An 11977-nucleotide genomic window follows, 5' to 3' on the forward strand; every position below is an offset into this window, starting at 1 on the left:
CTCAGGCGGAGAGTTCCACCAGCAGCTTGTTCAGGCGGCGCACGTAGGCGGCCGGGTCCTTCAAGCTGTCGCCGGCGGCCAGGGCGGCCTGGTCGAAGAGGATGTGGGACAGCTCGCCGAAGCGCTCTTCATCCTGCTCGTTGTCCAGCTTCTCGATCAGCGGGTGGCTGGGGTTGAACTCGAAGATGGGCTTGGAGTCCGGCACCTTCTGCCCGCTGGCTTCGAGGATCTGGCGCATCTGCAGGCCCAGGTCCTGTTCGCCGATGGCGAGGATCGCCGGGGAGTCGGTCAGGCGGTGGGAGACACGCACCTCGGCCACCTGCTCACCCAGCGCGCCCTTCAGGCGCTCCACCAGCCCTTCCTTGGCCTTGGCGACTTCTTCCTGGGCCTTCTTGTCCTCTTCCGAGTCCAGCTTGCCGAGGTCCAGGTCGCCACGGGCGACGTCGACGAACTGCTTGCCGTCGAACTCGGTGAGGTAGCTCATCAGCCACTCGTCGATACGGTCGGTGAGCAGCAGCACTTCGATGCCTTTCTTGCGGAAGACTTCCAGGTGCGGGCTGTTCTTCACCTGGGCGTAGGACTCGCCGGTGAGGTAGTAGACCTTGTCCTGGCCGTCCTTCAGGCGGCCGAGGTAGTCGGCCAGGCCGACGCTCTGCTCGCCGCTCTCGTCGTGGGTGGAGGCGAAGCGCAGCAGGCCGGCAATCTTCTCCTTGTTGGCGAAGTCTTCCGCCGGGCCTTCCTTGAGGACCTGGCCGAAGTTCTTCCAGAAGCCCTTGTATTGCTCGGGTTCGTTCTTGGCCAGTTTCTCCAGCATGTCCAGCACGCGCTTGGTCAGTGCCGACTTCATGGAGTCGATCACCGGGCCGTTCTGAAGGATCTCGCGGGAGACGTTCAGGGACAGGTCGTTGGAGTCCACCACGCCCTTGATGAAGCGCAGGTACAGCGGCAGGAACTGCTCGGCCTGGTCCATGATGAACACGCGCTGGACGTAGAGCTTGAGGCCCTTCGGCGCTTCGCGGTGGTACAGGTCGAACGGTGCGCGGCCCGGTACGTAGAGCAGCGAGGTGTACTCCAGCTTGCCCTCGACCTTGTTGTGGCTCCAGGACAGCGGGTTCTCGAAGTCATGGGCGATGTGCTTGTAGAACTCCTGGTACTCCTCGTCCTTCACCTCGGTGCGCGGACGGGTCCACAGGGCGCTGGCACGGTTGACGGTTTCCCACTCCGGCTCGGCCGGTTTGTCCTTCTCTTCGCCGTGGTGCTCCTTCGGCAGTTCGATGGGCAGGGCGATGTGGTCGGAGTACTTCTTGATGACGTTGCGCAGGCGCCAGCCATCGGCGAACTCTTCCTCGCCGGCCTTCAGGTGCAGGACGATGCGGGTGCCGCGCTCGGCCTTCTCGACGTTGGCGATGTCGAACTCGCCCTCGCCGCGGGAGGACCAGTGCACGCCATCGGCGGCGGAGAGGCCGGCACGACGGGTGAACACGTCCACCTTGTCGGCGACGATGAAGGCGGAGTAGAAGCCCACGCCGAACTGGCCGATCAGGTGCGAATCCTTCTTCTGGTCGCCCGACAGGTTCTTCAGGAAGTCGGCCGTACCGGACTTGGCGATGGTGCCGAGGTGGGCGATGACTTCATCGCGGCTCATGCCGATGCCGTTGTCTTCGAGGGTGACGGTCTTGGCGTCCTTGTCGAAGCTCACGCGGATCTTCAGCTCGGCACCGCCTTCGAGCAGCTCGGGCTTGGCCAGGGCTTCGAAACGCAGCTTGTCGGCGGCGTCGGAGGCGTTGGAAATCAGCTCGCGGAGGAAGATTTCCTTGTTCGAATAGAGGGAATGGATCATCAGGTGAAGCAGTTGCTTCACCTCGGTCTGGAAGCCCAGGGTTTCTTTTTGAGTTTCCACACTCATGGTCATCTAGCTCCAAGGACGGTTGAAGCCGCAGGGGCGGCGGATGTCAGCCGAGATGGGGCCATGCTGTGGAATTTCAAGGGCTTTTTTCACACGACGCTACGAGCGGCGTCGCCAGGATGCGCGGGAGCGCACGCCTGGCGGGGTGGAAGCGGGCTCAGGGCTCCAGCAATTCGATCCGGGCGATTTCCTCGGGACGCAGCACGAAGCTGGCGGAACCGGCGCCGGAGACGTTGCGCTGGATCACCACCTGGCCATCGGGGTTGATCCCGGTGAAACGCCCTTCCACCTGGCTGCCTCGGGCGGTCTGCACCCGTACGGTGAGGTTCTGGTAGCGGTTGGGGTTGGTCAGCAGGCGCTCCAGGGAGAAGCGCTGGCGGCGGTCCACCGGACGGCTGGGGCGCGCCTCTTCGGGCTCGGCCTCGGCGGTGGCGGGCTTGGCCTCCACGGCTGGCAGCGGCGGGAAGGCATCGCCACGGATGCCCCAGCCACGCAGGTCGCTCTTGAAGAACTGCAGCGGCAGGCGCTGGGCCACGCCGTCGATGCGGGCCTCCACGTCCAGGTCCAGGTCGCGGGCCGGCAGGCTCACCGGGGGCAGGTGAGTGACCTGCACCTCGCGGGTGGCGAAACGACGCTGCAGGTAGTCACGGGCGACGTAGGCGAGGGTGTCCTGGGAGTCGTGGCGCAGATCGACCTGGCCGTTGGCGTAGCGCAGGCGGTCGGTGAACAGCTCCAGGTCGCCGCTCAGGGTGGTGCGCAGTTGCGGCGGCAGCACCAGGTGGAAGCCGCCGGCCAGCGTGTTGGGGCCGGTGCGCTTGAGGTCCAGGTGCAGGGTGTAGCCCTTGCTCAGGCGGCGGGCCTCCGGCAGCTCCTGCTCGGGGAGCAGCCAGCTGATCTCCACTTCGGGCTTGCTGCCCGGGTCTTCCGGGAGGATGTCCAGGCGCACGTCGCCTTCGGGCTGGCTGGGCAGGCGGATGCTCACCTCGCGCCGTGCGAAGAAGTCCTGCCCTTCGCGCAGGCTCAGCACGCCGTCGATCAGCTCGGCCTGTTGAGGCAGGAAAGGCTCGCCGTTGAGCTCGCCCCGCAGGTGGATGGCCAGTTCGCCCGGGGCCTGCTTCTCCGGCTTGGCCCAGTCGAGGCTGAGCAGCGCGTGCAGGCGCTCGGGGTCGCGGTAGGCCAGCATGGTCAGGCCCACCACCAGCGGGATGATGCCCAGCGCGAGGAGCATCACGGCCTTGCGCGCGGTGCGCCAGTGCGCCGCGATGTAGGCCAGGGTGATCGGCGGCAGCAGCAGGCTGCCGAAGCCCCACAGCAGGCTGGTACCGAAAGCCAGCATGACCAGCCAGACCAGGCTGAAGAGGATCGACAGCAGGCCGCCGAGGATCAGGAGCGCATCCATCCAGGATTCCTTGTTGCATGGACCGGGCGCATCGCGCCCGGCCACGGGTCAGGGTTCGTCGACCTTGAAGTGGGCTCGAGCGGTGGCGATGGGCTCGGTCTGAGTGGTTTGCCAGGCGGTGATGGCGACGTTGGCGACGCGCCGCCCCTGTCGCCAGACCTGGCAGTGGGCGTAGGTGTCACGATAGTGCCCGGCGCGCAGGTAATCTATCGAGAAGTCGATGATTTTGGGCAAATGTGGCGTGCCCATGAAGGTCAGCAGGTGCAGCATCGCGGCGTGTTCCATGAACCCCGCGATCACCCCGCCGTGGATCGCCGGCAAGGTCGGGTTGCCGATGCTGTCCTTGCTGGCGGGCAGGCGGAAGACCATGTCGTCGCCCAAGCGCAGGCATTCGATGCCCAGCAGGCGCGCATAGGGAATGGCACGCACCAGGGCGTCGTAGTCGTTCTTCTCGTGGGCTTCGCGCACCAGGGCGCTCAGGTCCAGGCTCATGCCGCACCTCCGGATTTCCCGGTCTTCCCGCCGATGGCCTTGCCCATGCGCATGAAGGCGCCGACCACGTGGGCGATGGGCTGCTCGGGGTCGTCCTGGTAGGCGTAGCCACGGGTGAAGATCACGTTCGGGGTGACGCGGTAGCACTCGGCGAACCCATAGACGTCCTTGTTCGGCTCGGCCGGGTGCATGTAGTCGATGCGCAGGTCCAGGGTCGGGCAGATCTCGAAGGACGGCAGCACGCACACGGTGGAAATGCCGCAGGTGGTGTCCATCAATGTGGTGATGGCGCCGCCATGGATCACGCCGGTCTCCGGGTTGCCGATGATCTGCTCGCTGTACGGCAGGCAGAGGGTCAGGCCCTGGCGGTCGGCGCTGTGCACGCGCATCCCGAGGACCTGGCAGTGACGCAGCACAGCGAGGAATCGCTGGGCGTTGTCGAAGATCGGGTTTTCGCTCATCCGGTACTTCCCATGGCGTTGGCGGTAAGGCGCGCATGATACCGCCGCCGGCCAACCGCCGGGCAGGCCCGACTGAACTTCCGGCCGACCATGGGGTTCGAAAGGGGGTCTCGACATTCATCGGACCAAGGAGACCTACATGAAAAAGCCTCTCGCCTACAGCCTGTTGCTCGCCTCTGCCCTGGGCCTGGCCGCCTGCGACAAGCCCTCGGATGAGAAAGCCGCCCAACCGGCGACCCCGCCGGCCACCACGCAACCGGAAGCGACTCCGCCGACCCAGCCGGCACCCGCCCCTGCCGCCCCCAGCACTGCACCGGGCGAAACCACTTCGCCGGCCGCCCCGCAAGGCGGCACCCAGCAGTAACCTGCAGGCCGCCAGCCCCGGCTGGCGGCCTCATGCCCTACCGTCCGCCTTGTCCAGGAGGACCACCGTGCGCAAACGCCTCGCCCTGCCCCTCTGCCTCGCCCTCACGCTGGCGCTCAGTGCCTGCGAACCCACCACCGAAGACCGCCTCGCCGCCGCCGAGGAGTCCGCCTCCCAGGCGCTGGACTCATTGCTCGCGGCCAGCCAGCCGCCCCAGGCCGAACCGGCCCGCCCGGCCACCCGGGATGCCTCCGCCGGGCAGCCGTCCACCGCCCGTGATGGGTGAGGTTGTACGCGCAGGAATGCCTTGAAGGGCCGGGCGCTGCCAGGAAGGTAGCGCTCGGCAGGAGGGTGCCCCGGCCTGGCCGGGGCCATGGGATCAGAGTGCCGGGCTGAGCATCAGCACCAGGCAGCACAACAGGCTGACGAACCAGGCCAGACTGCGAAGCGTCGACAGGTCGCGCAAGTAGCAGAACAGGAACACCAGCCGCGCCGCGATGAAGGTCAGCGCCAGGCCGTCCACCAGCCAGCCACGGGTGTCGGTGGTGTGGGCCATCAGCACCCCGGCGAGGAACAGCGGGAACATCTCGATGCTGTTGAGGTGCGCCGCCAGCGCCCGCGCCCCGAGCCCGGTGAGGCGCGCCTGCTGGATCCGGGGGTTGTGGTTGTCGTAACCACTGCCCTCCTCCTTCATTGCCTTGCCCACGAAAATCCGTGGGATGTAGGTCAGCAGCACAGCAAGAAGCACACACCAGAACGGCAGACTCATTCCTCTTTCTCCTTGGGCGGCTCGGGCGCCCGGGTCGGGGTGTAGACCATCACGTCCAGAACGGCGGAATGGAACTCGCGGCGGTACAGCACCAGCACCACACCCGCCGTCACGATCATGAAGAACCAGGGGTTGATGAACCAGGCCAGCATGGCCAGGCCGAAGTAGTAGCTGCGCAGGCCCAGGTTGAACTGGTTGGCCGCCAGGGAGATGACCCGCGCGGTGCGCTCGGCGAAGTCCTTGCGCTCCTGGTCCCCCACATTGCGCTCACCGATCAGCGGCGCCGACCCCACCAGCACGGCGGCGAAGTTGTACTGGCGCATGCACCAGCTGAAGGTGAAGAAGGAGTAGACGAACACCACCGCAATGGACAGCAGCTTGACCTCGGAGATGCCCCGGGTGGCCGACTGCACGAACGGCAGGTCGGCGAGGATCGACACCGCGCGCTCGGTGGAGCCCAGCACCGTGAGCACGCCGGCGAGGATGATGAGGGTGCTGGAGGCGAAGAACGACGCGTTGCGCTCCAGGTTGGCGATCACGCTGGCATCGGCGATGCGGTTGTCGCGCATCAGCAGCCGGCGCATCCAGTCCTCGCGGTAGAGGTGCATGACCGAGGCGAGGCAGGGGGTGTCGCGGCCCTTCCAGATGGCGTAGCGGGTATAGCCGACCCAGCAGACGATGAACCAGATGATTGCGATGACGTTGTGCAGGGCGTGGCTCGACATGAAGGCTCCTAGGCAGAATGCCGCGCATTATAACGGCCGGCAGTCGCCCGAGCGCGTGCGGACAGCGCCCTGCAGGTCGCTATCCGCACGTTTTTCAGCAGGGTGCGGGCCTGTGGTGACAGACCCGCGCGGGGCTCAGAAGGTTTCCCCTTTCGCCGCCTTCTCCAGCAGCAGCGCCGGCGGCTCGAAGCGCTCGCCGTACTGCTCGGCCAGGTAGCGGGCACGGGCGACGAAGTCGTCCAGGCCGTACTGGTTGATGAACTGCAGCGCCCCGCCGGTCCAGGCGGCGAAGCCGATGCCGAAGATCGAACCGATGTTGGCGTCGGCGGTGGACAGCAGCACGCCCTCCTCCACGCAGCGCACAGTCTCGATGGCCTGGATGAACAGGATGCGGTCGCGCACGTCTTCCTGCGGGATCTGCCGGTCGGCCTTCTCGAAGCGCGCCTTCAGCTCCGGCCACAGGTGCTTCTTGCCGCCTGCCGGGTACTCGTAGAAGCCGCCGCCGGCCGCTTTGCCGGGGCGCTTGAACTCGTTGACCATCAGGTCGATCACGGCGAAGGCCGGGTGCTGCGGCATCGCCTTGCCTTCGGCCTTGAGGTCGGCGGCGGTCTGGTTGCGGATGTGGGTCATCAGGCTCATGGAGACCTCGTCGGAGATCGCCAGCGGGCCTACCGGCATGCCGGCCTTGCGGGTCTCGTTCTCGATCATCGCCGCCGACACGCCCTCGCCGAGCATGGCGATGCCTTCGTTGGTGAAGGTGCCGAACACCCGCGAGGTGAAGAAGCCCCGGCTGTCGTTGACCACGATGGGGGTCTTCTTGATCTGCAGCACGTAGTCGAAGCCACGGGCCAGGGTCTCGTCCGAGGTCTTCTCGCCCCGGATGATCTCCACCAGCGGCATCTTGTCGACCGGGCTGAAGAAGTGCAGGCCGATGAACTTCTCCGGCTTGGCCACGGCGGTGGCCAGCCCGGTGATGGGCAGCGTGGAGGTGTTGGAGGCGATCACCGCATCCGGCCGGGCCGCCGCCTCGGCGGCGGCGGTGACCTTGCCCTTCAGCTCGCGGTTCTCGAACACGGCCTCGATGATCAGGTCGCAGCCGTCGAAGTCGGCGTCATCCACGGTCGGCTTGATGCGGGCGAGGAAGGCGTCGCGCTTCTCCGCGCTCATGTGGCCACGGGCGACCTTCTTGTCCAGCAGGCCGGCGGAGTAGGCCTTGCCCTTCTCGGCGGCTTCGATGGAGACGTCCTTGAGCACCACCTCGATGCCGGCGGCGGCGGAGACGTAGGCGATGCCCGCGCCCATCATGCCGGCGCCGAGCACGCCGACCTTCTTCGTTTCATAGCGGGTCGGGCCCTTGGGCCGGGAGCTGCCGGCGTTGATCTCGTTCAGCTGGAACCAGAAGGTGCCGATCATGTTCTTCGCCACCTGGCCGGTGGTCAGCTCAGTGAAGTAGCGCGCCTCGATCAACTGGGCGGTGTCGAAGTCCACCTGGGCGCCTTCGACGGCGGCGCACATGATCTTCTCCGGCGCCGGGAAGCAGCCCTTGGTCTTGTCCCGCAGCACGCTCGGGGCGATGGCCAGCATCTGCGCCACGGCCGGGGTCGACGGGGTGCCGCCGGGGATCTTGTAGCCCTTCACGTCCCAGGGCTGCACGGCCGTGGGGTTGGCGGCGATGAAGGCGCGGGCCTTGGCCAGCAGCTCGTCGCGGTCCTTGGCGATGTCGTGGATCAGGCCGGCCTTGAGGGCCTGGTCCGGGCGCACCTTCTTGCCTTCGGCGAGGTACGGCAGCGCCTTCTCGATGCCCAGCAGGCGCACCATGCGCACCACGCCGCCGCCACCGGGCAGCAGGCCCAGGGTGACTTCCGGCAGGCCGAGCTGGACGTGGCTCTCGTCAAGGGCGATGCGGTGGTGGCAGGCCAGGCAGATTTCCCAGCCGCCGCCCAGGGCCGCGCCGTTGATGGCGGCAACCACGGGCTTGCCGAGGCTCTCCAGGCGGCGCAGCTGGCCCTTGATCTTGAGGATCATCTGGTAGAAGCCGTTGGCGTCGGCCTGGGTGACCTTGATCAGTTCGTTGAGGTCGCCGCCGGCGAAGAAGGTCTTCTTGGCGGAGGTGACGATGACCCCGGCGATGGAATCCTTCTCGGCTTCCAGGCGGTCCACGGTGGCGCCCATGGCCTCGCGGTACACCGCGTTCATGGTGTTGGCGCTCTGGCCGGGCATGTCGATGGTCAGGACGACGATGTTGTCCGGGCCTTTTTCGTAACGGATGGCGTCAGTCATTTTTTGTTCTCCGGCCTCAAACGCGCTCAATGATCGTTGCGATACCCATGCCGCCGCCCACGCAAAGGGTGGCGAGGCCGTAGCGCAGCTGGCGCTTCTCCAGCTCGTCGAGCAGGGTGCCGAGGATGGCGCAACCGGTGGCGCCCAGGGGGTGGCCCATGGCGATGGAACCGCCGTTGACGTTGACCTTCTCCTCCGGCACGCCCATGTCCTTCATGAACTTCATCACCACCGAGGCGAAGGCTTCGTTGACCTCGAACAGGTCGATGTCCGCCACCGACAGCCCGGCCTTGGCCAGGGCCTTGCGGGTGGCCGGCGCCGGGCCGGTGAGCATGATGGTCGGGTCGGTGCTGGTCACCGCCGTGGCGACGATGCGTGCGCGGGGCTTGAGGCCCAGTTCCTTGCCCTTGGCTGCGGAGCCGATGAGCATGGCGGCGGCGCCGTCGACGATGCCGGAGCTGTTGCCCGGGGTGTGCACGTGGTGGATGCGCTCGACGTGGCTGTACTTGCGCAGCGCGGTGGCGTCGAAGCCCATCTGGCCCATCATCTCGAAGCTCGGCTTGAGGGCGCCGAGGCCTTCGAGGGTGGATTCGCCGCGGATGAACTCGTCGTGGTCCAGCAGCACGATGCCGTTCTGGTCGGTGACCGGCACCAGGGATTTGCTGAACGAGCCGTCGGCGCTGGCGCGGGCGGCCTTCTGCTGGGAGCGCAGGGCGAAGGCGTCCACGTCCTGGCGGCTGAAGCCTTCCAGGGTGGCGATCAGGTCGGCGCCGATGCCCTGGGGCACGAAGTGGGTGTGCAGGTTGGTTTCCGGGTCCATGGCCCAGGCGCCGCCGTCGGAGCCCATGGGGATGCGCGACATGGATTCCACGCCACCGGCCACCACCAGGTCCTCGAAGCCGGAGCGCACCTTCATCGCGGCGAGGTTCACGGCCTCCAGGCCCGACGCGCAGAAGCGGTTGATCTGCTGGCCCGAGACGGTCTCGTCCCAGTCGGCCACCAGCGCGGCGGTCTTGGCGATGTCGGCGCCCTGGTCGCCCACCGGGGTCACGCAGCCGAGGACGATGTCGTCCACCTGGCTGGTGTCCAGCGTGTTGCGCACCTCCAGGGCCTTGAGCAGCCCGGCGATCAGGTTGACCGGCTTGACGCTGTGCAGCGCCCCGTCCTTCTTGCCCTTGCCGCGGGGCGTGCGCACCGCGTCGTAGATAAATGCTTCGGTCATGGCGTTCTCTCTTGTCGTTAGGCAGACGGGCCGACCCGGGGCCGACCACGGTGGGTCTACCTTAACGGCGACGCCCGCCGGCTCAATGACCGAACTGCTCAGCGCCATTGACCACGGCGCTCAGACGAACGGTCGGCTGACCCCGGGGTCAACGCGAGGCTCTGGCCCAAGGCTCACCCCTGACGCTATGGCAAAGCCGAGGGTAAAGGCCGGCGGCTTGATCCCAAGCGTTCTAAGCCGCCGGGCGGGCCGCACCTAGTGTTCAACGGGCAAGGGGCCGTTGCCGGGTCATGCCGGAGCGGTCGATCAGCAACGCCACGGGGCGCCAGCACCAGGCCAGGCCGTAAGGGCCCGACGCCGCGCCCCAACAAGAAGAAAGGCAGTTGGCCATGTTCAAACAGCCGAAGATGCGGCAGGCGAGCCTTATCGTCTTTGCCACCACGCTCATCCTGATCCTTCCCAATCTGACTCGCCTGGTCGGTTGACCACCGCCTGCCTGCGCTACGCCCCGCTCAACGCGGCGCAGCGCGGGCAAGGAGCGTCCGCACGCCATCAAAACGACATCCCCCGCAGGGCTGGAACCCGCGTTCCAAAGCGGTCGAACAGCCTTTTTGGAGTGTGCTAGGGTCCAACCGGTCACTGTTTGGAAGGAACTGAACCCATGCGCTATCTGATCACCCCGCTCGCCCTCTCCCTCAGCCTCCACGCGGTCGCCGGCGACGTCGACCAGGCCGCCGCCCTGGAAGCCCTGAAGCAGGAGGGCGCCGTGCTGATCGATGTGCGTACGCCGGAGGAGATCCAGGAAGGCGCGCTCCCCGGTGCCCGCTACATCGGCTTCGAAGACATCGGCAAGCGCATCGCCGAGGTCGCCCCGGACAAGTCCACCCCCATCGTCCTGTACTGCCGCAGCGGCAGGCGCTCCGGCATCGCCCAGGACGACCTGCTCGCCCGGGGCTATACCAACGTGCAGAATGCCGGCGGCTACACCCGGCTCAAGCCCCTGTTGGAGAACGCCCCCTGATGCGCCACCTGCTCCTTGCCCTGCTGCTCGCCACCGGCCTGGCCCGCGCCGCCGACCTGACCCTGGAACTGCCCGGCGGTACCCGCACCCTGAGTACCGCCGAGCTGCTTGCCCATCCCCAGGCCCAGGAAGTGCGCATCCCCCAGGACGTCGCCTACAAGCGCGCCATGACCTACCGGGCCGTGCCCCTGGCGGCCCTGCTGCCCGGGGTGGCGCCGGAGCAGCACCTGCAGGCCGTGGCGGCCGACGGCTTCGCCGCCGAACTCAGCGCCGCCCCGCTGCTGGCCCGCGAGGGCGCCCGCGCCTGGCTGGCCGTGGAAGACCCGGCCAAGCCCTGGCCGGGCCTGGCCAAGGACAAGCCCAGCGCCGGCCCCTTCTACCTGGTGTGGACCGCCCCCGAAGCCGGCGGCATCAGCCCCGAGCAATGGCCCTTCCAGGTGGTGAAGATCCGCGCCCTGGCCTCCGTCGCCGAGCGCTTCCCCGCGCTGCTACCAGCCTCGGATGCCAGCGCCGACGTCCAGGCCGGCTTCGCCCTGTTCCAGAAGAACTGCCTGGCCTGCCACCGCCTCAACGGCGCCGGGGACGCCCAGTTCGGCCCCGACCTGAACCTGCCCTACAACCCCACCGAATACTTCGCCGAAGGCTTCCTGCAACGCTACATCCGCGACCCGCAGAGCCTGCGCCGCTGGCCGGAAGCGCGCATGCCGGCCTTCCCCGCCCAGGTCATCGATGACGCGCAGCTGGAACAACTGGTCGCCTACCTGCGCCACATGAGCGGCCGCAAGACGCCGTGACCGCCGCCACGAACCCGCGCAGCCGGCCTTTCCTGCCGGCCTCGCCAGCGCTACGCTCGCTCACCTGAATCGCCGGCCTGGAGGGCCAGCATGAGCACCGAGCTGCACGTCGAGAGCCTGGTCCTTCGCGGGGCCCGCAACGAAGCCTTCACCCCCGACCTCAACCTGCACCTGGCGGACTCCCGGCTCACCCTGGGCGAGCTGATCCGCCGGGTGGTGCTGCACCAGGTGGCCGAACGGACGGTCGCCGGCTGGCTGGACCGCCTCCAGGCCAGCCCCCCTGCCGACTACCTCAGCGATGACGAGATCCGCCGCCAGGCCGCGCGAGGTGCCATCAAGCCGCACGCCGAGCGGCCCGACGCCCCCCGGATCGACGCCGAAGCCGAAGTTCAGCGCGCCCTGGAGGGCTTCCGCCAGCGCCGCTACCGCATCCTCCTCGACGGCCAGATGCTCAACGACCTCGACCATTCCCTCGACCTGCCCGCCCAGGCCCGGCTCACCTTCCTGCGCCTGGTGCCCCTGGTCGGCGGCTGACCCCCAACAC

At 67.6% G+C, this 11977-nt stretch carries 13 protein-coding genes; 5 read left to right on the top strand and 8 right to left on the bottom strand.

Going from position 1 to position 11977, the window contains the following annotated elements; translation table 11 throughout:
* Nucleotide 1 precedes the first annotated feature (1 nt).
* The 4 genes from htpG to FBY21_RS09575 form a co-directional block, all read right to left on the bottom strand.
* On the bottom strand, nucleotides 2–1906 hold the full coding sequence (gene htpG / locus FBY21_RS09560; protein ID WP_142010632.1) for a molecular chaperone HtpG: 1905 nt from the start codon (nucleotides 1904–1906) through the stop codon (nucleotides 2–4).
* Between the two features lie 157 nt (nucleotides 1907–2063).
* Nucleotides 2064–3305 (bottom strand): MFS transporter, encoded by a 1242-nt coding sequence (locus FBY21_RS09565; RefSeq protein ID WP_142010635.1) that lies wholly within the window; start codon nucleotides 3303–3305, stop codon nucleotides 2064–2066.
* Nucleotides 3306–3353: 48 nt separating this feature from the next.
* A complete protein-coding gene (locus tag FBY21_RS09570; RefSeq protein WP_044407907.1) occupies nucleotides 3354–3797 on the bottom strand; it encodes a PaaI family thioesterase in 444 nt (147 codons plus the stop codon).
* Complete coding sequence (locus tag FBY21_RS09575; RefSeq protein WP_044407910.1) at nucleotides 3794–4258, bottom strand: PaaI family thioesterase; 465 nt, start codon at nucleotides 4256–4258, stop codon at nucleotides 3794–3796. The genes FBY21_RS09570 and FBY21_RS09575 overlap by 4 nt, the downstream gene beginning before the upstream one ends.
* A gap of 139 nt (nucleotides 4259–4397) precedes the next feature.
* On the opposite strand from FBY21_RS09575, the gene FBY21_RS09580 reads away from it, so the two are divergent.
* Both FBY21_RS09580 and FBY21_RS09585 read left to right on the top strand, forming a co-directional pair.
* A complete protein-coding gene (locus FBY21_RS09580) occupies nucleotides 4398–4622 on the top strand; it encodes a hypothetical protein (protein ID WP_074969418.1) in 225 nt (74 codons plus the stop codon).
* 67 nt (nucleotides 4623–4689) lie between these two features.
* Nucleotides 4690–4908, top strand: coding sequence for a hypothetical protein (locus FBY21_RS09585; RefSeq protein ID WP_142010637.1), 219 nt, complete (start codon nucleotides 4690–4692; stop codon nucleotides 4906–4908).
* 93 nt (nucleotides 4909–5001) lie between these two features.
* Here FBY21_RS09585 and FBY21_RS09590 read toward each other — a convergent pair whose 3' ends face one another.
* The 4 genes from FBY21_RS09590 to FBY21_RS09605 form a co-directional block, all read right to left on the bottom strand.
* Nucleotides 5002–5391: an MAPEG family protein gene (locus tag FBY21_RS09590; RefSeq protein ID WP_044407919.1), complete on the bottom strand. Its 390-nt coding sequence runs from the start codon at nucleotides 5389–5391 to the stop codon at nucleotides 5002–5004.
* Complete coding sequence (locus FBY21_RS09595) at nucleotides 5388–6116, bottom strand: DUF599 domain-containing protein (RefSeq protein WP_044407922.1); 729 nt, start codon at nucleotides 6114–6116, stop codon at nucleotides 5388–5390. Before FBY21_RS09595 ends, FBY21_RS09590 begins: the two co-directional genes overlap by 4 nt.
* Before the next feature lie 135 nt (nucleotides 6117–6251).
* The gene (locus FBY21_RS09600) at nucleotides 6252–8396 is read right to left on the bottom strand and encodes a 3-hydroxyacyl-CoA dehydrogenase NAD-binding domain-containing protein (protein ID WP_142010639.1); all 2145 of its coding nucleotides are present in this window, start codon (nucleotides 8394–8396) and stop codon (nucleotides 6252–6254) included.
* A 16-nt stretch (nucleotides 8397–8412) separates the two neighbouring features.
* Nucleotides 8413–9618 carry an acetyl-CoA C-acetyltransferase gene (locus FBY21_RS09605; protein ID WP_142010642.1) on the bottom strand — a complete coding sequence of 402 codons (1206 nt, stop codon included), beginning with the start codon at nucleotides 9616–9618 and terminating at the stop codon, nucleotides 8413–8415.
* Nucleotides 9619–10279: 661 nt separating this feature from the next.
* On the opposite strand from FBY21_RS09605, the gene FBY21_RS09610 reads away from it, so the two are divergent.
* From FBY21_RS09610 to FBY21_RS09620, 3 genes are all read left to right on the top strand, one after another.
* Nucleotides 10280–10639 (top strand): rhodanese-like domain-containing protein, encoded by a 360-nt coding sequence (locus FBY21_RS09610; RefSeq protein WP_142010644.1) that lies wholly within the window; start codon nucleotides 10280–10282, stop codon nucleotides 10637–10639.
* Nucleotides 10639–11433, top strand: coding sequence for a cytochrome c (locus tag FBY21_RS09615; protein WP_142010646.1), 795 nt, complete (start codon nucleotides 10639–10641; stop codon nucleotides 11431–11433). Before FBY21_RS09610 ends, FBY21_RS09615 begins: the two co-directional genes overlap by 1 nt.
* Before the next feature lie 90 nt (nucleotides 11434–11523).
* Complete coding sequence (locus tag FBY21_RS09620; RefSeq protein WP_142010648.1) at nucleotides 11524–11967, top strand: hypothetical protein; 444 nt, start codon at nucleotides 11524–11526, stop codon at nucleotides 11965–11967.
* The last annotated feature ends 10 nt before the right edge of the window (nucleotides 11968–11977 follow it).

The sequence above is a fragment of the Pseudomonas sp. SLBN-26 genome, assembly GCF_006715895.1.
In the GTDB taxonomy this organism is placed as follows: domain Bacteria; phylum Pseudomonadota; class Gammaproteobacteria; order Pseudomonadales; family Pseudomonadaceae; genus Metapseudomonas; species Metapseudomonas otitidis.